General features: G+C 70.2%; 21 protein-coding genes. 11 read left to right on the top strand and 10 right to left on the bottom strand.

Annotation, left to right across the window (positions count from 1 at the left end; all coding sequences use genetic code 11):
* Window positions 1–114: 114 nt before the first annotated feature.
* Genes ACIBBA_RS26420 through ACIBBA_RS26410 form a run of 3 tightly spaced genes read left to right on the top strand, consistent with a single transcriptional unit; the run spans window position 115 to window position 3,343 of the window.
* Window positions 115–1,284, top strand: a complete 1,170-nt coding sequence (locus tag ACIBBA_RS26420) for an acyl-CoA dehydrogenase family protein (RefSeq protein WP_396700625.1) — start codon at window positions 115–117, stop codon at window positions 1,282–1,284.
* Window positions 1,284–2,129 carry a phosphate/phosphite/phosphonate ABC transporter substrate-binding protein gene (locus tag ACIBBA_RS26415; RefSeq protein ID WP_396700624.1) on the top strand — a complete coding sequence of 282 codons (846 nt, stop codon included), beginning with the start codon at window positions 1,284–1,286 and terminating at the stop codon, window positions 2,127–2,129. Before ACIBBA_RS26420 ends, ACIBBA_RS26415 begins: the two co-directional genes overlap by 1 nt.
* Window positions 2,126–3,343, top strand: coding sequence for a ferritin-like domain-containing protein (locus ACIBBA_RS26410; RefSeq protein WP_396700623.1), 1,218 nt, complete (start codon window positions 2,126–2,128; stop codon window positions 3,341–3,343). Before ACIBBA_RS26415 ends, ACIBBA_RS26410 begins: the two co-directional genes overlap by 4 nt.
* 63 nt (window positions 3,344–3,406) lie before the next feature.
* Here the strand turns inward: ACIBBA_RS26410 and ACIBBA_RS26405 are convergent, their stop codons facing one another.
* A complete protein-coding gene (locus ACIBBA_RS26405; RefSeq protein WP_396700622.1) occupies window positions 3,407–3,934 on the bottom strand; it encodes a GNAT family N-acetyltransferase in 528 nt (175 codons plus the stop codon).
* A 100-nt stretch (window positions 3,935–4,034) separates the two neighbouring features.
* On the opposite strand from ACIBBA_RS26405, the gene ACIBBA_RS26400 reads away from it, so the two are divergent.
* Window positions 4,035–4,679 carry a class I SAM-dependent methyltransferase gene (locus ACIBBA_RS26400; RefSeq protein WP_396700621.1) on the top strand — a complete coding sequence of 215 codons (645 nt, stop codon included), beginning with the start codon at window positions 4,035–4,037 and terminating at the stop codon, window positions 4,677–4,679.
* On the opposite strand, the gene ACIBBA_RS26395 is transcribed toward ACIBBA_RS26400, so the two are convergent.
* Entirely contained in the window at window positions 4,676–5,077 is a 402-nt protein-coding gene (locus tag ACIBBA_RS26395) for a carboxymuconolactone decarboxylase family protein (protein ID WP_396700620.1), read from the bottom strand. The genes ACIBBA_RS26400 and ACIBBA_RS26395 overlap by 4 nt on opposite strands.
* A gap of 179 nt (window positions 5,078–5,256) precedes the next feature.
* The gene (locus ACIBBA_RS26390) at window positions 5,257–5,757 is read right to left on the bottom strand and encodes a hypothetical protein (RefSeq protein ID WP_396700619.1); all 501 of its coding nucleotides are present in this window, start codon (window positions 5,755–5,757) and stop codon (window positions 5,257–5,259) included.
* A 343-nt stretch (window positions 5,758–6,100) separates the two neighbouring features.
* On the opposite strand from ACIBBA_RS26390, the gene coaD reads away from it, so the two are divergent.
* The gene (gene coaD / locus ACIBBA_RS26385; protein WP_396700618.1) at window positions 6,101–6,529 is read left to right on the top strand and encodes a pantetheine-phosphate adenylyltransferase; all 429 of its coding nucleotides are present in this window, start codon (window positions 6,101–6,103) and stop codon (window positions 6,527–6,529) included.
* Here coaD and ACIBBA_RS26380 read toward each other — a convergent pair.
* On the bottom strand, window positions 6,526–7,224 hold the full coding sequence (locus tag ACIBBA_RS26380; RefSeq protein WP_396700617.1) for an alpha/beta fold hydrolase: 699 nt from the start codon (window positions 7,222–7,224) through the stop codon (window positions 6,526–6,528). The two genes, coaD and ACIBBA_RS26380, sit on opposite strands and share 4 nt — an antisense overlap.
* A gap of 73 nt (window positions 7,225–7,297) precedes the next feature.
* Between ACIBBA_RS26380 and ACIBBA_RS26375 the strand changes: the two genes are divergently transcribed.
* A complete protein-coding gene (locus ACIBBA_RS26375) occupies window positions 7,298–7,993 on the top strand; it encodes a helix-turn-helix transcriptional regulator (protein WP_396700615.1) in 696 nt (231 codons plus the stop codon).
* Between the two features lie 59 nt (window positions 7,994–8,052).
* Here the strand turns inward: ACIBBA_RS26375 and ACIBBA_RS26370 are convergent, their stop codons facing one another.
* On the bottom strand, window positions 8,053–8,946 hold the full coding sequence (locus ACIBBA_RS26370) for an SGNH/GDSL hydrolase family protein (protein ID WP_396700614.1): 894 nt from the start codon (window positions 8,944–8,946) through the stop codon (window positions 8,053–8,055).
* A gap of 164 nt (window positions 8,947–9,110) precedes the next feature.
* Here ACIBBA_RS26370 and ACIBBA_RS26365 point away from each other — a divergent pair, with 164 nt between their 5' ends.
* Together ACIBBA_RS26365 and ACIBBA_RS26360 are read left to right on the top strand one after the other, a co-directional pair.
* On the top strand, window positions 9,111–9,863 hold the full coding sequence (locus ACIBBA_RS26365; protein WP_396700613.1) for a hypothetical protein: 753 nt from the start codon (window positions 9,111–9,113) through the stop codon (window positions 9,861–9,863).
* Window positions 9,860–10,165: a hypothetical protein gene (locus tag ACIBBA_RS26360; RefSeq protein WP_396700612.1), complete on the top strand. Its 306-nt coding sequence runs from the start codon at window positions 9,860–9,862 to the stop codon at window positions 10,163–10,165. Before ACIBBA_RS26365 ends, ACIBBA_RS26360 begins: the two co-directional genes overlap by 4 nt.
* Window positions 10,166–10,181: 16 nt before the next feature.
* Here ACIBBA_RS26360 and ACIBBA_RS26355 read toward each other — a convergent pair whose 3' ends face one another.
* Window positions 10,182–10,577 (bottom strand): VOC family protein, encoded by a 396-nt coding sequence (locus ACIBBA_RS26355; RefSeq protein ID WP_396700611.1) that lies wholly within the window; start codon window positions 10,575–10,577, stop codon window positions 10,182–10,184.
* A gap of 44 nt (window positions 10,578–10,621) precedes the next feature.
* Complete coding sequence (locus ACIBBA_RS26350; protein ID WP_396700610.1) at window positions 10,622–11,239, bottom strand: TetR/AcrR family transcriptional regulator; 618 nt, start codon at window positions 11,237–11,239, stop codon at window positions 10,622–10,624.
* Between the two features lie 134 nt (window positions 11,240–11,373).
* Here ACIBBA_RS26350 and ACIBBA_RS26345 point away from each other — a divergent pair, with 134 nt between their 5' ends.
* From ACIBBA_RS26345 to ACIBBA_RS26335, 3 genes are all read left to right on the top strand, one after another.
* Window positions 11,374–12,234, top strand: a complete 861-nt coding sequence (locus ACIBBA_RS26345) for an SDR family oxidoreductase (protein ID WP_396700609.1) — start codon at window positions 11,374–11,376, stop codon at window positions 12,232–12,234.
* 40 nt (window positions 12,235–12,274) lie between these two features.
* The gene (rox, locus tag ACIBBA_RS26340; RefSeq protein WP_396700608.1) at window positions 12,275–13,699 is read left to right on the top strand and encodes a rifampin monooxygenase; all 1,425 of its coding nucleotides are present in this window, start codon (window positions 12,275–12,277) and stop codon (window positions 13,697–13,699) included.
* A 417-nt stretch (window positions 13,700–14,116) separates the two neighbouring features.
* Window positions 14,117–17,059: a beta-L-arabinofuranosidase domain-containing protein gene (locus tag ACIBBA_RS26335; RefSeq protein ID WP_396700607.1), complete on the top strand. Its 2,943-nt coding sequence runs from the start codon at window positions 14,117–14,119 to the stop codon at window positions 17,057–17,059.
* Window positions 17,060–17,222: 163 nt separating this feature from the next.
* Here ACIBBA_RS26335 and ACIBBA_RS26330 read toward each other — a convergent pair whose 3' ends face one another.
* The 3 genes from ACIBBA_RS26330 to ACIBBA_RS26320 all read right to left on the bottom strand — a co-directional run bounded on the left by ACIBBA_RS26330 (window position 17,223) and on the right by ACIBBA_RS26320 (window position 20,498).
* Window positions 17,223–18,422, bottom strand: coding sequence for a low temperature requirement protein A (locus ACIBBA_RS26330; protein WP_396700606.1), 1,200 nt, complete (start codon window positions 18,420–18,422; stop codon window positions 17,223–17,225).
* Between the two features lie 301 nt (window positions 18,423–18,723).
* The gene (locus tag ACIBBA_RS26325) at window positions 18,724–19,302 is read right to left on the bottom strand and encodes a dihydrofolate reductase family protein (RefSeq protein ID WP_396700605.1); all 579 of its coding nucleotides are present in this window, start codon (window positions 19,300–19,302) and stop codon (window positions 18,724–18,726) included.
* Complete coding sequence (locus ACIBBA_RS26320) at window positions 19,299–20,498, bottom strand: RNA polymerase sigma factor (RefSeq protein ID WP_396700604.1); 1,200 nt, start codon at window positions 20,496–20,498, stop codon at window positions 19,299–19,301. Before ACIBBA_RS26320 ends, ACIBBA_RS26325 begins: the two co-directional genes overlap by 4 nt.
* Between the last annotated feature and the right edge of the window lie 19 nt (window positions 20,499–20,517).

Below are 20,517 nucleotides of genomic sequence, written 5' to 3'. Positions count from 1 at the left end.
GACGTCGGGACCGCGCCTCGCACGCAAAGACGACCATCCGACGTTCTCGCGCGCCGGTCTCCATAGCAGATAGCCTCGACGGCGGTCCCAGTGGGTCGACCAAAGGACATTCAGATGACGGCGACCGTCGACAATGCCCATCCCGTCACCGACGACCCGGACACCCTCGGCACAGTGATCGAGGACGTGATCCGACCCCAGGCGCCGACCGTCGACCGCGGCGGGGCCTTCCCTCGGCAGGGCATCGACGCCCTCGCCGGCGCTGGTTTCCTGAGCCTGGCCTCCTCGACGGAGGTCGGCGGCGGTGGGCAGGGAATGCGCCCAGTCGCCGAGCTCATCGAGCGGCTGGCCGCCGAGTGCGGGTCCACGGCGATGGTGGTCCTCATGCACTACGCGGCGACCGCCGTGATCGAGGCGCACGGCCCGCGCGAGGTGCGCGAGGCCGTTGCCGCCGGCGAGCACCTGAGCACGTTGGCCTTCTCCGAGTTCGGATCGCGCAGCCACTTCTGGTCGCCGACGGGCAGCGCGACCGCGGCCGACGACGGCACCGTACGGCTCGACGCCCGCAAGAGCTGGGTCACGTCGGCCGGCGAGGCGGACAGCTACGTCTGGTCGAGCCTTCCGCTGTCACCGGAGGCCGGTCCGATGACACTGTGGCTCGTTCCCGCCGGCAGCGCCGGCCTCGATGTCACCGGCGACTTCGACGGGCTCGGCCTGCGGGGCAACGGCTCCCGACCGATGACAGCCGACGGCCTCAGCGTCCCCGCCGACGCGATGCTCGCCGCCGACGGCGCCGGCCTCGACACCGCGCTCGGCGCGGTCCTCCCCTGGTTCCTGGTGCTCAACGCCGCGTTCTGCCTCGGTCTCGCGGACAGCGCGGTCACCGAGGCCGGCCGGCACCTCACCCGGACCACGCTCACGCACACCGGCGCGGCCCTGCGCGACGCGCCCGTCGCCCGACGCGACTTCGCCCGGCTGAAGATCCGCACCGACGCCCTGCGGGCCTTCCTCGGCGACACCCTCACGGCGCTGGAGACCGGTCGGGAGGACGCGATGCTGCGGGTGTTGCAGGTCAAGGCGCTCGGCGGCGAGACGGCCGCCGAGGTGACCGACGGCGCGATGCAGCTCTGCGGTGGCAGCGCGTTCCGCAAGGAGTTGGGGCTCGAACGCCGGTTCCGTGACTCCCGCGCCGCCCGGGTGATGGCGCCGACCACCGACGCCCTGCACGATTTCGTCGGCCGCGTCGCCACCGGGCTGCCTCTGCTCGACGAGGCCAACCGCTGATGCCGGCGCCAGCTGTCCTGATGGGCGCGGTGGCCTACGACCCCAAGGTGGTGACCATCTGGGAAGGCTTCCGCGCCTGGCTGCGCGGGCGCGGCCTGGACTTCGACTTCGTCCTCTACTCGCACTACGAGCGGCAGGTCGAGGACCTCGTCGCCGGGCGGATAGACGCGGCCTGGAACTCGCCGCTCGCCTGGCTGCGCGCCGAGCGGCTGGCGGCGGCCACCGGTGGCACCGTCAGCGCCCTCACCATGCGTGACACCGACCGGGATCTGACCTCGGTCGTGGTGGTGCGCGCCGACTCGCCGGTGCAACGAGTTGAGGACCTTGCCGGGATGACGGTCGCCGTCGGCGCCGTGGACAGCCCGCAGGCGACACTGATTCCACTCGGTCACCTCGCGGCCGCCGGTGTCGAGGTCGGAATCCGCAGGTTCGACGTCGGCGTCGGCCTGCACGGCGACCACATCGGCGGCGAGCGCGACGCCGCCCGGGCCCTCGTGGCCAAGGAGGTGGACGCCGCATGCATGATCGACGCCAACCACCTGGCGTTCGTCCAGGAGGGCACGCTGCCCACCGAGGGCACCCGGATCGTCGCGCAGACCGCGCCCTACGACCACTGCAACATGACCGTCCGCGAGCCGGCCTCCGCCGGGGTCACGCTCTTCGGCGAGCTGCTGCGCGGCATGTCGTACGCCGACCCGCAGGTCCGGCCGCTGCTCGACCTCGAAGGGCTGACGGCGTGGGAAAAGGGCCGCACCACCGGCTACCAGGCCCTCGCCAGCGCGGTCGACGCCATCGGGTTCTACGCCGAGGACGGGCGGGTGACCGCCGAGGACTACCAGCCGTGAGCACCGCACCGGCGGCCGACGTCGACGTGCAGCTCGGCGGGCTGGGCTTCGGCCGCGGCGCGTACCTGCTGGTGCAGCGCGCTCTGGCCCGGCTGCCGCCGGGCGGCCGGGTGGCGGTCTCCGGCCGCGATCCCGCCCTGCGCGTACACCTGCCGGCGTGGTGCCGCAGCCGGGGCCACCGGGTCGAGTGGCCGGACCCGGCCGACCGGACGGACCTGGTGGCGGTGATCGTCCGCGGCTCGGCGGACGACGAGCGCTGGTTCGGCGCGGAGCGCGCCGGGCCGGCTCTGCCACCGGCCTTGAGCAGTCGCCCGCCGTCCCGCTGGGGGCTCGGCGCCCGTGGCGCGCTGCTCGAAGCCGGCGGGCCCGAGGCCCGCTTCGACCTGGACGAGCGTGACCTGGTGTGGGCCGACGTCGCGCCGAAGCTGTACGCGCAGGCGGCCGCGCGGCAGTGGGACCCGGAGACCGCCGTGCCGTGGCACGACGCGTTCACGCTACCGGCCGACGTCGAGGCCGCTGTCGTGCAGGTGATGACCTACCTGGTCGAGAACGAGCAGGCCGCGCTCGTCGTGCCGGCCCGCTTCGTCGGTCGGATCCACCCGCACTTCCGCGAGGTGGTGCAGCTGCTCGCCGTGCAGATGGCCGACGAGGCCCGGCACATGGAGGTGTTCAGCCGACGGGCGCTGCTGCGCGGCACGGAGCTGGGCACCTCCTCGGCAGGTGGCCGGCAGTCGCTGTTCACCCTCGTCGCCGAGTCCGACTTCGCGCTCGCCTCGTTCCTGCTCTCCGTGCTCGGCGAGGGCAGCTTCGTCGACCTCCTGGCGTTTCTCGAACAGAACGCCCCGGACCCGGTGACCCGCCGGATCTGCTGGCTGGCGATGCAGGACGAACGCCGCCACGTGGTGTTCGGCATGGCGCACCTCGAACATCAGGCCGCCGTGGATCCGTCGCTACGTGATCGGCTGCGCGCGGCCATCCACCGCCGCCACGACGCGCTGACCGACACCGCGGGCCTCAACGCGGACGTCTTCGACGCCCTCGTGGTGCTCGCGGCCGGCGGCTGGAACCCCGACGACGTTGCTGCCGGCTACGACCGGGTGCAGGAGCTGCAGAACGCGATGGACCAGGGCCGTCAACGCCGGCTCGTCCGGCTGGGCTTCCGCAGCGACGAGGCGGCCGCGCTCTCCGCACTGCACACCCGCAACTTCATGTAGCCCGCAGGCCAGCCTCGGTTGTCCCTGCCACGAACCGTCCGCCTGGTCTCGTCGACACGTGGGTCAGAGCTTCACCCAGTAACGGCGCACGGCGCCGAGCTCGGTGTCCCGGACATCCTCGAGGACACCCCCGTGGCGCTCGATCGTCTTCGCCGAGGCGACGTTGTCGGTCGCGCAGCAGATCAGCACCCGTTCCAGGCCGAGCCCGCGCGCCTCCTCGAGCATCCGCCCGAGCGCCCAGGTGGCCAGCCCTCGCTGCCGGGCCGACGGCCGGATGCCGTAGCCGATGTGACCGGCGATCCGCTGCAGAAAGTCGTTGGCGAGCTCGTGCCGCAGCGCGATTCCGCCGAGCACCTGGTCACCCTCCACGATCCATCGGTACGTGCAGTGCGCCCGGCCCGCCTCCAGTGGCGTCGCCGGGTCCGACTGCGCGGTCAGCCGGGCCACCCAGGCCGCGAACCCGGTCGGCGACTCGACCTCGTCGGACGGCCGCAGCCCGAACCCGTCCTCGTGGACGCCGGGACCCCAGTCGTCGCGTGCTTCGAGCCAGGCGGCGTGCAGACTGACGGTGGGCGCGATCAGTTCAGGCACTCCGTGACGATAACCTCCCGACCACGCCGGCCCGGGCGCGACCGGTCCGCTCGCCCTGGCAGTGGTGCCGACGCTCCGCCGGGCCACTAGCCTCTCCGGGATGAGCGATCAAGGTTGGTTGGCGGACACCCGGGCCTCGTACGACACCGTCGCGGTCAGCTACGCCGACCAGGTACGCGACGCTCTCGCCGGCGAGCCCTACCTACGCGGGAGTCTGGCGATGTTCGCCGACCTGGTCCACGTGGCCGGCGGCGGGCCGGTGGCGGACGTGGGCTGCGGACCAGGACATGTCACCGCCCATCTGCGCGAGTTGGGCGTCGACGCCTTCGGCATCGACCTCTCACCCGCGATGGTCGGCGTGGCCCGGCGCGATCACCCCGGCCTGCGGTTCGAGGTGGGTTCGATGACGGACCTGGACCTCGCCGACGCCTCGCTCGCCGGCCTGCTCGCCTGGTGGTCGCTGATCCACGTCCCCGACGACACGGTCGGCACGGTTCTCGGCCAGTTCCGGCGGGCGTTGCGTCCCGGTGGGCTGCTGCTGCTCGGCTTTCACGTCGGCGACCAGTCGCGACTGAAGACCCAGGGCTACGGCGGCCACCCGATGAAGGTCCACGTCCACCGCCGTCGGCCCGAGCAGGTGACAACCTGGCTTCGCGACGCCGGATTCACCGTCGAGGCCCAGCTGCTGATCGACCTGGACGAGAGTATCCCCGGGGCCATCCTCTTCGCCCGCCGCCGGCCCTAGCTCTCCGCGAAGACCTGGGTCGCGACCTGGTAGCCGTCGAACGCGCGCGCCACGCCGGCGTAGACCGCGATCTGCACGAACACCTCGGCGATCTCTTCCTTGGTGACACCGGCCTTGAGCGCGATGCGGAGCTGACCGCGCAGCGGTTCCAGGACGCCGAGGGTCGCCGCGATGGTCACGGAGACCAGCGCCCGGGAGCGGGTGTCCAGGTGCTCGGTGCGCGGCCAGGCGTCGCCGAATGCGTGCACCGTCGCGATCCGCTTGAAGTCCGCGCCGTTGGCCGGTTCACCGGGGCTGGCACCGAGGAAGCGCTCCAGACGGAAGCCCAGCAGGCGCTCAGCCGTGTCCAGCGCGGCGGCGTACTCCGGGTCGGTCGCCGCGGGCTCGTTCGTCGTCACGACGCTCACTCTGTCATTCACCATGGCAAAGCGGGCGGGTCCGCGCATTTTCGGCGGTGCCTACGGCCCCCGAGATCCAGTACGGCATCACCTGCACCTCGCCGCTGGCACCGGAGACGAGACGTGATTCCCGGCGACAGCGGCGAAGGAGGCGAGTTTGGCCGCTGTGGGCGGCGCGCTCAGAAGTTGACGCTGACTCCGGCCGCCTTGCAGGCCGCGGTGATGTCCGCCCCGGCCTTCTCGAAGGCGGCGTTGTCGGCGGCGCCCACCGGGTCCGCGGCGGCTGCCGCCTTCGAGGCCTGCGCACCGAACCGCGACATGGCGGTGGCCACGTCGCTGTCGCCCCCGGCGGACGCGAGCGTCGCCATCTGCTCGCTCATCTCGGTCAGGATCTTCTTGAAATCCGCCGGTGACGGTTCGCCGGACTGCATCGCCGCGATGAGCGCCGCCTTCTGGTCATCGCCGACCTTCTTCGCGGACTCGCAGAGTTCCTTGTCGCTCCTGCCGCCTGCCGCAGGCGACGACGGCGCCGAGGAGGGGGTGGCATCGGCCGAGGAAGGGGCCGCCGAGACAGAGGCTGAGGGGCCAGCCGTCGTCGCAGCGTCCTCCCCACCACAGGCGGCGAGAGCCATCAGGCAGGCAGAGAACACGACAACGGCGGGGACACGGAGAGCTTTCACGGGCGCACGCTAGCCGCACCACCTACTTTGATCAACTTGGCCGATGAGCCGCCACGCCGGTTTGAGCCGCTCCTCGGTGCGCCAGCGGGAGCCGGCCGCACCGGGGTGCAGCCAGGCCAGTGCCAGACGTGTCCACGGCGCTGTGACATATTGCCCACGCCCAGGGGCCGACGAATCCGACAGCCGATACCTACAGTCGGGCCATGGGCACCGACAACGGCGTGCGGGTCTCGCTCGCCGCGCTTGCCTGCAGCAGTGAGGCGCAAGCCGCGGGTCTGCGGCCGTGACCCCCGAACCATCGGCGGAGCGACGTCCGATCGAACACACCATCGGTCGCGTACGTGTGCGAGCCGTCTACCCCGGTAGCTTTGATCCCTTCACTCCGGGGCATCTGAACGTGGTGAACCGGGCACGCGACCTCTTCGACGAAGTGGTCGTGCTCGTCGCCGTCAACAGCATCAAGCATCCGGGCACCGACGAAGAGGAGCGAGCGGCGGCTGTCCGGGCCCTTCTGCCGGTCGAGTGGACGTCCGTCACCGTTGCGGCCTGGGGCGGGTTGACCTCCACCTACTGCCGTCGGCATGAAGTAGGAGTGATCGTCCGCGGCGTGCGTAACACCACCGACCTTCGGACCGAGTACCAGCTCGCCGCGATGAACCAGTCGCTGGGCGTCCCCACGGTATTTCTGCCTGCGCAGCCCGAACTGGCCGCGGTGTCTTCGACCGCGGTGCGCACGCTGGGGAAGTGGCCTTCGTCGGCGCAGCCGTACTAACCGAGGATTTCTGCGCGTGAGTCAACCGGCGCCCGACGTGAATCGAGGAATCGCGTGATGGAGGCCGCCACGGCCGGGTGGTCTTCGAGCATCGGCAGGTGCCCCGCATCCAACTCGTACTGCCAGGCGGCGCCGAGGCGCTGGGCGCATCGTCTTTGCAGCGCGATCGGCAACTCACGGTCACCGCTGGTACGCAGGTAACCGCGCCACCCGCTCCACTCCCGGTGGGCGGTCCCGTCTCGATAGAGGCCAGGTGACTCGGGGGTGAAGTCGGCGATGATGCGGTCGGCGACCTGCTCGGCCAGGCCGTGGGCGAGGCCGCGTCTGATCGCCGAGTCAGGTGGCCGGGTCCCGGCGAACCGCATGACGGCGCTGAGCAGCCACCGGTTCGGCACCGGCATCGCCGAGATGAACGACCCTCCCGGCCGCGGGATCACGGCACTGATCGCCAGGAAGGCACTGACACGCTCAGGTACGAGCCGGAGGACTTCGGAGCCGATCACGCCGCCGGCTGAGTGCGCAACGATCACGAACCCGCCCGTCGGCGCGGAGTCGATGGCGGCCTGGGCGTAGTCACGCAACCGCGCCCGGCCGTTCCCAGGTCGGGAAGCGACCCGGGTTTCCCGCCCCTCGCCGAGACTGCGGCGGACGTCATCCCAGATCCAGCCAGGAAGCCCGGCGCCGCTGAGGAACAAGATCGGATCGTGTGAGGTGCTCATGACAGCATCGTCACTCGGACGGATGTCACCGGCATGTCACTATTTATGGATGAGCCGCACCGACCGTCTCTACGCCCTGCGTGAGGAACTGCGACGGGCAGGGCCTGCCGGGCGTACCGCGGAACGGCTCGCCGAGGTCTTCGAGGTCAGCGTCCGCACGATCAAACGCGACATCTCGGCCCTGCAACACAGCGGCTTCCCGGTCTGGGCGCGACCCGGTCCCGGTGGCGGCTACGTGGTCGACGCGGCCGCGACGCTCCCGCCGGTGAACTTCACCGACGCCGAGGTCTCCGGCCTCGCCGCCGCCGTGGCCGCCCACCGCGGACAACCTTTCGACAGCCACGCCCGCGCCGCCCTCGTCAAGGTTCTCGGCGTGATGGACAGCCGCGCACGGGAACACGCGACCGCGTTGAACGAACGCGTTTGGATCGACCACACCGATGCTCCCGGCGGCGCGCGGACTCGACGAGCGATCGAGCAGGCGCTTCACGAACAACGCGTGCTCGTCGTGCACTACCGCGACGGGCACGGCAAGGACACCACTCGCCACCTCGACCCCGTGCTCCTGGCCCGCACCCAGGGACACTGGTACCTCGTTGGGCACTGCCGCACTCGTCAGGCGATCCGCTGGTTCCGCCTCGACCGGGTGAGTGCCGCACACCTGACCACGCAGCCCGCAGCCCGCATCCCCGTCGAAGCCGTCGGCACACCGCCCACTACCGCGGGAACCATCGCCGATCTGTGACGCCGAGCCGGGTCCCGCCGCTGCACGACGGGACCCGGCTCAACCATTCGCACGCCCGATCAGCTGTTCAGCCTCGCGAGAAGGGCATTGGCCATGCCCTGCTCGCCCCGGGCGTTCGGGTGGAACGGGGCAGCGGAGTTCTGGGGAACCAGTCCCTCGACCCACCGGGTGCTGCTGCTCTTGCACGCGTCACGGCCGATCGACGGGGTGTAGACGTCCGCGTAGATCGCGCCGTTCGCGGTCGCGGTGCTGGCCAACATCGCGTTGAGCGACTTCTCGATTCCGCGCAGGTACGGCACGTCCTGGTAGGCGATCGGGACCACTGGCCAGCAGCCGTATCCGGTGTCCGGCAGGATCGCCGGGTACCCGAGCACCGCGACCCGCGCGCCCGGCGCGGCTTGGCGGACGGCCTGCAGCACAGCGGTCACCTTCGGCGCGGCGGCGGCGATCCTGGCCTGCAACTGGTCGGTGCCTCCGGCGGTGTACCGGTCCTTGCACGGCGATCCGAGCGGGCTGCTGAGACTCGCCTCCGCGCAGTCGCTGATGATGCCGGAGAAGCCGATGTCGTTGCCGCCGATCTGCACCGTCACCAGCGCCGTGTTCGACGTGACCGCGCTGAGCTGTGGCGGCACCGTGATGCCCAACTGGCCGCTGCCACCGTAGAGGATGTCGTCGGTGGTGGCGCCGGAGCAGCTCACGTCGGCGAACGACGACGAGCCGGCCGACGCGGCCGTCAGCGAAGGGTAGTTGCGGTTGGACCGCAGGCAGTTCAGGTCGACCTGGGTGGGGATCAGCGGGCCGGCGGTGTACGAGTCGCCCAACGCGACGTAGCGCCCGGCGGGTACGGCGGCGCTGGCAGGTGTCGCGACGGTGAGCAGCACGCCGGCGGTGGCCGCAGCGAGTGCGGCCAACCGGGTGGCTGCCCGCAGGAGCGGCAGGCGGGGACGGGTCATGGCGCCTCCCAGGGGAGTCACGGTGGTGGTGCCGAGATCCTGTCGCCACTAATGATGGCCGTCAATATTGATGGATCTCACTAATTGCCGTGCCGAAGTGTGGGCTGGCGGGGTACAAGAAACCGAAGGCACTGTCGTGGGCGGTCGGGGCAGACTGCCTGCCGATGAGTGGTGACACCGAAGACTCCGACCCCGACTGGTGTTACGCGAGCCCACGTACCCTGCTGGGGTCGCTGCAGCGCGGCCTTGGCCGCGGCGCGCCGCTGGGGGTGTTGGAGGTTCTCGGCCGGGCCGGGGTCGGCGAGGTGGTGGCGGAGGTGCGCCGCTACATCAGAAGCGGTGAGCGATGGCTCGAAGCCCTGGAGACCGTGGCCCGGTCCTGGCCGATCCGCTGGTGGGACGACCTGTACCCGGTCGGCGCCGGCCGGCTCAACTCGACCACTCCTGACCAGATCCTGTGGCGCTCAGCTCCCTGGACCGCATGGACCGAACGCAGTAGTCGGATCGCCACCGCGGTGGACGCCGCGAAGCGCCGGCCAGCACCAACCCGACCGTACGCCGACACCACGACCAGGGCCTTGCTGGACCTGCTGCGGGATACCGGCCGTGTCACAGACTGGCGCCCGGCGTTACGCGAGTTGCGCCGGCGGCCACCCGAACCGGCGTTGCTCGAGATCGTCGACACGCTGGTCGCCGCCGATGTCGGGCACCCGCTCGCCGCGGCGATGGGACAGCTCGGCACAGTCGCCCTGCCGGCAGCGCGGACGTGGGCGACCACACCGCGGCATCCGTTGTTCTGGACCGGAGTGCGGCTGTTGGCGGCACACGGCGGGCAGGCCGACGTGCCAGCGCTCGTCGCCGGACTCGACTGCCTGGACAGCCGCCCACCGACCGGTGCGGGTACGACGACCTGGTGAAGGGGCTGGCTCGGATCGGCGGCCCACAGGCATCGGCAGAGCTACCTCGGTTGCGCCGGCTGTGGTTCAGCCCGCACTCGTACGAGCGGGCCGACTACCTGAGGGCGCGGCTGGCCCTGGACCCCGACGGAGCCTCAGGTTGTCTGTCCGAAGGGCTGGGGGACTGTGAGTCGGCGGTGCGCCTGCTGGCCGCTCAGCATGTGACCCTTGACGATCGATCCCGTGACCGCCTGCGCTACCTGCGCGACGATCCGATCGAAGCGGCCGACGTCCGCGCCGCGGCAGCAGCACGCCTGTCCTGAACAGCCGCACCGCGACCTAGTTCTGCGGTGCCAGGGTGCGTAGGACGTCGAACTCGTTGCCCTCCGGGTCTGCCATGACCACCCAGTTCCGGTCTGACCCCTGGCCCACATCCGTCCTGGTGGCGCCGAGGCCGAGCAATCTGGTCACCTCGTCCTCTGTGCTGCCGTCGATCGGGCTGACGTCGAGGTGAAGCCGGTTCTTCACGGTCTTGCCCTCGGGCACCCGGATGAACAGCAGGGTGGGTGACATCTGGCGGGCCCGAACGTCCTCGACAGTCGGCACCCAGGAGCCGATCTCGACCTTGCCCTCGCTTCGGTCGATCACCTTGAAGTCCAGGACTTCGCACCAGAAGGCCGCGAGCCTCTCTGGATCGTGGCAGTCAACGACCAACTCAGTGAACCTACTTGTCATGACACTCCCAGGCAGTGCGGCGGGGCTCACGCTCTGATCGGAAATCAGGTCGTCGGTGGTGCCGTGGCTTCGATGTCGTGCGCGGGTTGGCCGAGGGCGCGGAGGGCGTGCGCCACGAGCGTGTGCAGCTGCTCCTGGTCGGGCATGCCGAGGTGAAAGACGAGCCGGTGATAGAGGGGCCCGTAGACCAGGTCGACGGCCACGTCCAGATCGGCGTCGGCGGCGAGCTGCCCGTCGAGCTGAGCTTGGTGCATGCGCTTGTTGAATGCGCTGATGCGTGGCCGGATCAGCCGCTCTCGTAGCTCCTGCGCCAGCTCGTCGTCGTGCAGGGCCTCGGCGATGAGGCCGACGACGGCGGACGTGTTCGAAGGCGTGAGCAGGGCGATGACCGCGGTGAGCTGGGTGCGTAGGTCAGCGGCGAGGTCGCCGCTGTACGGGTGTTCGGCGACCGTGGTCGCCACGTCGTTGACGGCCTCCAGGACGACGGCTCCCTTGGAAGGCCACCACCGATAGATCGTCTTCTTGCTGACGCCAGCGCGGGCCGCGATGGCCTCGATCGTGAGCCGTCCGTAGCCAAGCTCGGCGCACAGCTGCAGCGCCGCGTCCAGGATGGCCCGGCGACTGGCCTCGTTGCGGCGCAGAGGGTTAGGCGATGTCGGCACGGTTCTTACCGTACCAGGAAACGACACGTGCCGTGTTGACACTTTCGGTGCACGACACGTAGCGTGTCGCCATCGAAGACCGTCCAACACATGACGTCGAGCAGCTCGCTGTGCATGAGAGGGAGTTCATGGCAATGGCAGACAGTGCGGGTTCGCGGGTCTGGTTCATCACCGGGGCGAGTCGTGGCCTCGGCCGCGCCTTCACCGAGGCCGCGCTCGCCGCCGGCGACCGGGTGGTCGGAGCGGCCCGCGACACGTCACCACTGGACGATCTCCGCACCGAACACCCGGGTCGGCTGCTGACGCTGCGACTCGATGTCACGGACCGTTCGGCGGTCTTCGACGTGGTCGGCCGGGCCGCCGCGCACTTCGGACGGCTCGACGTCGTGGTGAACAACGCCGGGGCGCTGTTCACCGGGATGGTTGAGGAGTTCACCGAGGCCGAGGCCCGCGCGCAACTCGAGCTCAACTTCTTCGGCGCGCTGTGGGTCAGCCAGGCCGTCCTGCCCCGGCTGCGGGAACAGGGCAGCGGGCACATCGTGCAGATCTCCAGCATCGGCGCGCTCGGCGGTTTCCCCAGCACCGGGCTGTACAGCGCGAGTAAGTTCGCGCTGGAAGGCCTGAGCGAGGCACTGGCCGCCGAGGCCGCCAGGTTCGGCGTCAAGGTCACCATCGTCCAGCCGGGGGGCTACTGGACCGATCTCTACACCAGCAGCCGGGCAACCACGCCGAACCCGGCGTACGACGCGCTGCGCGCGGAGTTGGCCGCGCAGTGGGCGGAGGGGTCGATCGACAGCGAACCCCGGCTGGCGGCCGACGCGCTGATGACGCTGGTCGGTAGCGACGAGCCGCCACTGCGGCTGCTGCTGGGCAGCATGGTCTACGACGTGGCCTTCGACATCTCGAGGCGACGGATGGACACCTGGGCCGCCTGGGAAGCGGTGAGCCGAGCCGCAGAGAAGGCGGTCCCGGCCCCGGACGCCGGGCCGGCCTGACCGTCAGGCCGCAGGAGAACAGTTAGCGATTGGACGGTTCATGGTCGACGTGATCGTTGTGGGCGGCGGCCCGACCGGGCTGATGCTGGCCAGCGAGTTGCGGCTGCACGGCGTACGCGTGGTCGTGGTGGAGAAGGAGGCGCAGCCGACCCAGCAGGTTCGTGCGCTCGGCCTGCACGTACGCAGCATCGAGGTGATGGACCAGCGCGGTCTGCTGGAGCGGTTCCTCGCGCATGGCCGCCAGTACCCGGTCGGTGGCCTGTTCGCCGGCATTTCCAGGCCGTCACCCGATCTGCCGGACACCGCACACCCGTACATCCTCGGCATTCCACAACCCACGATCGATCGTCTGTTGGCTGAGCGCGCCGGCGAGCTCGGCGCCGAGATCCGGCGCGGCTGTGAACTGGTCGGGCTCAGCCAGGACGAACACGGCGTGACCGTCGAGCTGGCCGACGGGACGCGGCTGCGCTCGCGCTACCTGGTTGGTTGCGACGGTGGCCGCAGCACGGTACGCAAGCTGCTCGGGGTCGGCTTCCCCGGCGAACCGGCGCGGGTCGAGACGCTGCTGGGCCATATGGAGGTGGCCGTGCCGGCGGAGACGGTGGCCGCCGTGGTGGCCGAGGTCCGCAAGACCCACACGCGGTTCGGCGTCACGCCCTTTGGCGAAGGGGTGTACCGCGTTGTCGTGCCCGCCGAGGGGGTGGTCGAGGACCGTACGGTTCCGCCAACCCTCAAGGAGGTCAGGCAGCGGCTGCGGGCGTTGGCCGGCACCGACTTCGGCGTGCACTCACCGCGCTGGTTGTCCCGGTTCGGTGACGCCACCCGGCTGGCCGAGCGCTATCGGGTAGGCTGGGTACTGCTGGCAGGCGACGCGGCGCACATCCACCCGCCGACCGGTGGGCAGGGCCTCAACCTCGGCGTCCAGGACGCGTTCAACCTCGGCTGGAAATTGGCGGCCGAAATCGGCGGCTGGGCGCCGGACGGGCTGCTGGACAGCTACCACACCGAACGGCACCCGGTGGCCGCCGCCGTGCTGGAGAACACCCGCGCCCAGATCCAGCTGATGTCCACCGAGCCGGGCGCCCAGGCGGTGCGTCGCCTGCTGTCCGAGCTGATGGACTTCGAGGAGGTGAACCGGCACCTGATCGGGAAGATCACCGCGATCGGGGTTCGCTACGACTTCGGCGACGGCCACGACCTGCTCGGCCGACGGCTGCGGGACGTGCGGCTGAAGCGCGGGCGCCTCTACGAGCTGATGCACGCCGGCCGCGGGCTGCTGCTCGACCAGGCCGGGCAGTTGTCAGTGGCGGGGTGGACGGATCGGGTCGACCACGTCGTCGATGTCAGCGAGGAGTTGGATATCCCGGCCGTGCTGCTGCGCCCGGACGGCCACGTGGCCTGGATCGGCAACGACCAGCAGGACCTGCTCAACCACCTGCCACGGTGGTTCGGTCCCGCCGCCTGAGATAGCTCCAAAGTGGAGGGCAAAAGCCCTGGCCAGCGTCTCTGCTGGTCAGGGCTTCTTGTCTGGGTCGGGACGGCCGGATTCGAACAGCCGCAGGTAGCGGTTCTCGGGAGGGTCAGGAGGCCACGCCGGCAGGACGCCGCCGCGGTCACACCGCACCCGCTCCCCCATCGACACGCGCAGACCTCTTGACCGTGGTGTAGTGATCGCTAACATAGGCAGCATGTACGTGCAGTAGCGCCCCCACCACCGACAGGGCGCCATCCTGCCTGAGCTGATCCCCCGTCATGGCCCGCCAAGCCGTCCCCCGACGCGTCGTGTTGTTAGCGCGAACATTCCTGCTCCAGCGGCGGGGCGGCCCGGGGGTGTCCCGTCCCGGCCAGCCACCTGGTCACAGCCCAGTCCAAGGAGAGTGACGTGAGCAAGCAGTTCTCCCGGCGGAACCTGTTGCGCATCGGCGCATTGGCGGCCGCCGCCCCGGCCGCGATGACCCTCGCGCCAACCGCGCCCGCATTTGGTTCGGGCGGTACCCACAGCGGCCGAGACGGCGCCGGAAGCAAACACCCGCGGCCGGGCTGGGAGGCCGCCAACTGGCGAGTCAAGCCCTTCGCGCTGAACCAGGTCGCCCTGCGCGACGGCATCTTCCAGCAGAAGCGCGACCGGATGCTCAACTACGCCCGGAACTACCCCGGCACCGGCGGTGTCTTCGACGGGCCGGACCGCATGCTGCACCTGTTCCGGGTCAACGCCGGCCTGCCCGCTCCCGGGACCTGGCCGGGCGGCTGGGACACACCGAACCACCTGCTGCGCGGCCACTTCACCGGTCACTACCTGACGATGCTCTCGCAATGTTGGGCCGACGCGGGCGAGGAGGTCTTCCTCGACAAGCTCGACTACCTGGTCGAGGAACTGGGCAAGTGCCAACGGGCGCTGGACGCCCGGCCGGTGGGTCGGGTGCCGGGCCGTTCGGGCAAGGCGGTACGGCTCAGCGACCCGCACCCCAACCAGTACGTCCTGCTGCCCGCGGGCATCCTGACGGACGTCGCGGACGTCACCATCGCGGCCTGGGTGAACCTCGCGGCGGCGCAGAACAACCCCAAGATCTTCAGCTTCGGCACGAGTGCCAACGTCCACCTCTCGCTGACCGCGCGGGTCTCGGCGACCAACCCCGGTCCGCGTTTCGCGATCACCAACAGCGGCGCCAGCGCCGAGCAGCGGATCAGCGGCGACAGCGTTCCCGTCCCGGTCGGTCAGTGGGCGCACGTCGCGGTCACCCTCTCCGCCGCCGACGGCACCGGTCGGCTCTACGTCGACGGGGTGGAGGCCGGCACGGCCGCCATCACGCTCACCCCGGCGAGCCTCGGCGCGACCGGCAACAACTGGATCGGGCGCGGGCAGAGCAACAACGACCCGCTGCTGAACACGTCGGTCGACGACTTCCGGATCTACCGTCGAGCGCTGAGCGGGACCGAGGTTCAGGCGCTCGCCGCCGAACAGGCGTCGGCCCCGGCCGCGTCCCCGGCGGACCTGGTCGCCTGGTACCGCTTCGACACCGAAGGCGAGACCGCCCGCGACCACTCGGGCAACCGGCGGGACGCGAGAATCATCGGCACCAGCTACCGCGGTTTCCTGGCCGCGTTCCCGGAGGGCCAGTTCAGTCGCCTCGAGCCGCCGACCCTGCAGCCCAACAGCGGGCCGAACGCGGTCTGGGCGGTCTGGTACACCTGCCACAAGATCATGCGAGGGCTACTCAACGCGTACCACCTGACCGGCAACGAGGAGGCCCTCGACATCGCCTTCCGGATGGGCGACTGGGCCCACCAGCGGCTCAGCCGGTACAGCCAGGATGAGCTGGATCGAATGTGGACCATCTACAGCGCGGGCGAAGCCGGGTCGATGAACGAGGTGATGGCGGAACTCTCGGCGCTGGCCCACGGCGCCAAGAAGCGGGCGCAGTACCTGGCGACGGCGAAGGCTTTCACCTTCACCACCCTCTTCGACGCCTCCCTCGCCGAGCGGGACGAGCTCAACGGGCGCCACGCCAACCAGTACATGGCGCCGAACATCGGCTACCTGCGGATCTTCGAGCGGACCGGGGACCGGGACTTCCACGTCGCGGCCAAGCACTTCTGGTCGATGGTGGTGCCGCACCGCACCTTCAGCAACGGCGGCGCCGGCCGGAGCGAACACTTCGGCCCGCGCGGCGTCATCACCGCCGGATTCACCTCAACGTCGGACCCGAGACACGCCGAGACGTGCTGCGCCTACAACATGCTGCGACTGACCCGGAACCTCTTCTTCCACGACCCGGATCCGGCCTACATGGACTTCTACGAGAAGGCCCTGCACAACCAGATCCTCAGCTCGCGGCGGGACGTGGACAGCGTGACCAGCACCGAGGTGACGTACCACCAGAACATGTGGCCGGGCCGCTCGCGCCGGATCGGCAACACCGTCGAATACAGCCGGTACGGCGGCAACGGCAGTTGCTGCAACGGCACCGGCCTGGAGAGCCACACCAAGTACCAGGAGACCATCTACTTCCATTCGGCCGACGAGTCGACGCTCTACGTCAACCTCTTCATCGCCTCGACCCTCACCTGGCGCGACCGAGGTCTCGTCATCACCCAGGAGACGCGGTACCCGACCGAGGGGTCGAGCCGGCTCCGCTTCGAGCAGGGCGGCGGGCGGTTGAAGGTCCGGCTGCGGGTGCCGTCGTGGGCGACGCAGGGCTATACGGTACGGGTCAACGGGCGCCCCCAGCGGCTGGAGGCCAAGCCCGGCAGCTACGTCACCGTCGACCGACGCTGGAACCGCGGCGACACGATCGACATCGACATGCCGATGAGCTTCCGGGTGGAGAAGGCCCTCGACGACAAGTCGGTCCAGTCGATCATGTACGGCCCGACCCTGATGGTGGTCCGCGACGCGACGCCGAGCTACCGCGAGTTCAGCTTCTATCGCGACCTCAAGCTCAACGGCGACCTGGCCAGCTCGATCCAGTCGACCGACGTGCCGATGCACTTCACCACGCACGGCTACACGCTGGCGCCGTACTACATCTCCGACCCGGTGCCCGGCGAGTTCAACGCCTACCACCCATACGTCAAGCGGATCGAGCCCGAGGTGGTCTTCGGCACGGTCGGGTCCGGAGTGCCCAACGACGGCGTGCGCGACGAGAACGGCGAGACCTTCCTCGACCGAGTCTGGGCGGAGGCACCGTTCGCCAGCCACTGGCACTTCCTCCAGCGGGTGCGGCAGGTTTCGGCCGAGTGGGTCACCGCCGGCCGGCACACCGAGGAACAGCGGCAGGCGATACTCGACGCCGCCAACCAGGCGCAGCGCGACCTGGACGGCTGAGCGTCGCGGCGCGGGGCCGGCCCGGGTGGTGTCACCGCCCGGACCGGCCCCGCGCTGCGGCCAGCCCCACTCCCCGACTCCGTGGCACCGGCGGCGTCGAGTTCGCGTCCAGGCCTGGCTGCCCGCGCGGCGCTGTCGCCGCCTGGCCAACGCCGGGTACACATCAGCGAGGCGGCGAGGCCTGCTCCAGTGGGCGTCCGTGGGCTCGGACCGCGTCCGAGACGGCGACGCCGAGAAGGACGGCGGCAGCCGCCGCGGCGACCCAGAGTGGCGGCAGGCCGACCATCACCGGCGCTATGCACGCGAGGACGACGATCCCGATCGGCCGCGGCCGGGACACGCGGGCGAAGGCCACATACTCGAACAATGAGCGCCCGGCGAGGTAGAGCGCGGGCCCGCCGAGGATGGCGCCGACCCAGGCGGGTTTGGCGTGTCCGGTTGGATCTATGAGGACGAGTTCGGAACCGGCTGAGGTGGCGACGATGCCGGCCACCATGAGCAGGTGGGAAAACTCGGCCGACCGACCGAGCCTGCCTGGGGCGGCGGATGCCGCGATGGCCTCGCCCAAGATCTGGCCGGCTCGGTAGAAGTAGATCCGCCACAGCAACACCGTGGTGAGGAACGACAATGTCAGGGCCACTGTTCGTTCAGCCACGATCGGACCGCGTAGAAGACTCGACCCGGAGGTCAGGATCGTCTCACCAAGCGCGACGATCACGAGTTGCCAGTAGCGTTCGGCCAGGTGCTCGCCCGCCACGGCCCACGGCGACACCCGTGCGCGACCCAGCCACGGTACCGGCCAGCCGAGTCTGCCCCCCAGGTAGTCGATCGCCAGGGCCAGCGTCCACAGCAAATTGCGCGTCAACTCCGGTGCGAAAGCTCCGGTGAGCCACGGCACGGCCGACGCGCCGAACCAGACGAGCGCCAGCATGTTGACGCGGCGCAGATCGTGACCCCGCAGGGTGAGCGCGAAGAAGAGGGTGCGGCCCACCTGGATCGCGACGTACGTGCCCGCAAAGAGCATGCCGGTCTCGGCGAGAGCCCCGGATATCGCGACCGCCAGGAACAGGCTCCCAAGCATCGTCGCGACGACAACGACCTGGATCGCCGGCTGGAACGGGTCGAATCTGCTGGTCATCCACGCCGTCTGGGTCCAGATCCACCAGAGGGCCAGGAGCAGCAGCAGCGTCTCGCCGTTTTCCGAAAGGGAAGTGGTCAACGTCTCGGCGACGTGTCCCCTGGTGTAGTCCAGCACCAACTCGTGCACGATCCGGGTGAGCGCGAAGACGTACACCACATCGAAGAACAGTTCCAGGAAGGTCGGCCGCTGCGGACTCTCACGCTTGCGCAGCAGATTGGCCACCCTGTTCGTCGTCACCTGCCCGCCCGCTTCGTCGGCATGTCGCTGAAGCAGTCGTACCACGCCGCTGCGCCGCCCACGGACAAGACGTACCTCCCGATCACGGAAGGGCCTGACGGCCGACGAGGGCTGCCGCCGCACCCAGCGTCGTGCTCTCCCATTCGGGCAACGGCCAGCTGACCGACGTGCTAGGCGCGTTCCGCCAACTCCCCAGCAACCGCCACCGGTACCACGGTTACCAGGGAGCCGACGATCTCCGGACGGTTCGCGTGGCGGGCACTAGCTCCGCGTATGAAGCGCGGACTCAGACATGCAGGGTGGGCCGGTAGGTGAGTTCCTGGGTGCGACCGTCGAGTGTCCGGCTCTCGATCAGCTCCAGGTCGAAGTCGGCCGCCCCCTGGAAGATCGGCTCCGTCCCGGTCTGACCACTGATCACCGGGAAGAACGTCACCTGGACGCGGTCGACCAGACCGGCGGCCATCAGCGCCCGGTTCAACGACAGGCTGCCGTGCGAGCGCAAGGGCACCTCGGACTCCTCCTTGAGCCGGGCGACGGCGTCGACGGCGTCACCGCTCACGACGGTCGCGTCCGGCCAGTCCAGGGGTTCTTCCAGGGTGCTCGACACCACCGTCGCCGGGAGGCTCCTCATCCGGGTGACCCAGGCGTCACGGACCTCGGACTCGTCGGTGCTCGCGGCCAGCATCCGCGCGAACACCCGGTACGTGTCGGCCCCGAAGACCATCCGCTGCTCCTCGCCGTACATGGCGAGGCGGTGCTCGAGCAGTTCGGGGCCCTGCTTACCCCAGTAGCCGCCCCAGGCGCCGCTGTTGGTGCCGAAGCCGTCGAGGCTGGAGAAGACGTCGAAGGTGTAGGTAGCGGTCATGGTGCTCTCCTTGTGCGGGTGAGTTGGGTACGACGGGTCTGCAGGAAGGCGCGCTCGGTCTCGTTGGTGGCCAGTCCCATGGCCTCGTCGTAGGCGGCTCGGGCCTCCGCGTCGCGTCCGAGCCGGGTCAGCAGTTCGGCCCGGGTGGCGGGCAGCCGGTGATAGCCCGGGAGATCGACGTCCTCCAGCGCGGCGAGGGCCACCGCCGGTCCGTGCACCTCGGCGACGGCGACCGCGCGGTTGAGCGCGACGATCGGGGTCGGCGCGAGCGCGAGGAGCTGGTCGTAGAGTGCCAGGACCTGCGGCCAGTCGGTGGCGGCGCCGTCGGTGTGCACCGCGCTGATCGCGGCCTGGATCTGGTACGGGCCGGGCCGGTTGCGCCGCAGGCAACGGCGGACCAGGTCGTGGCCCTCGACGATGAGTGCCCGGTTCCACAACGAGCGGTCCTGGTCGGCCAGCAGCACCAGTTCGCCGGTCGGGTCGAGCCGGGCCGGGCGGCGCGCCTCGGTCAGCAGCAGCAGGGCGAGCAGGCCGAGGACCTCGGGCTCGTCGGGCATCAACGCGGCGAGCTCGCGGGCGAGCCGGATCGCCTCGGTGCACAGGTCCGTTCTGATCAGCTGCCCGGCGGTGGACGCGTAGCCCTCGTTGAACATCAGGTAGAGCACGGTGAGCACGGGCGGCAGCCGGTCCGGCAGCTCATGTTCGGCGGGTACCCGGTAAGGAATGCCGGCGTCGCGGATCTTCTTCTTGGCGCGCACGATTCGCTGGGCGACGGTCGCCTCCTGGATCAGGTAGGCCCGGGCGATCTCCGGTACTTCGAGGCCGCCGAGCAGGCGCAGCGTGAGGGCGGTCCGCGCATCAGGAGCGAGCGCCGGGTGGCAGCAGGTGAAGATGAGTCGCAGCTGGTCGTCTTTCACCGGTCCCACCTCCTGGGGCTCGTCCTGTTGGTGCAGCAGCAGGGCCTGTGCGTGCCGGGCCTCGCGTGTCGACTCCCGGCGGAGCCGGTCGACGGCCCGGTTGCGTGCGGTGGTCACGATCCAGGCGCCCGGGTTCGGCGGCGGGGTCTGCCACTTCTGCAGCGCCGTGGTGAAGGCGTCTTGGACCGCCTCCTCGGCGAGGTTGATGTCACCGAGGAGGCGGGCCAGGGTGGCGACGCAGCGGCCGTACTCCGCGCGGTAGATGCTCGCCAGATCCATTTCGGGTGACCGGCTTCTG

The sequence above is a fragment of the Micromonospora sp. NPDC051006 genome (assembly GCF_044456245.1).
In the GTDB taxonomy this organism is placed as follows: Bacteria; Actinomycetota; Actinomycetes; order Mycobacteriales; family Micromonosporaceae; genus Micromonospora.
This window is presented reverse-complemented; position numbering and strand designations above follow the sequence as displayed.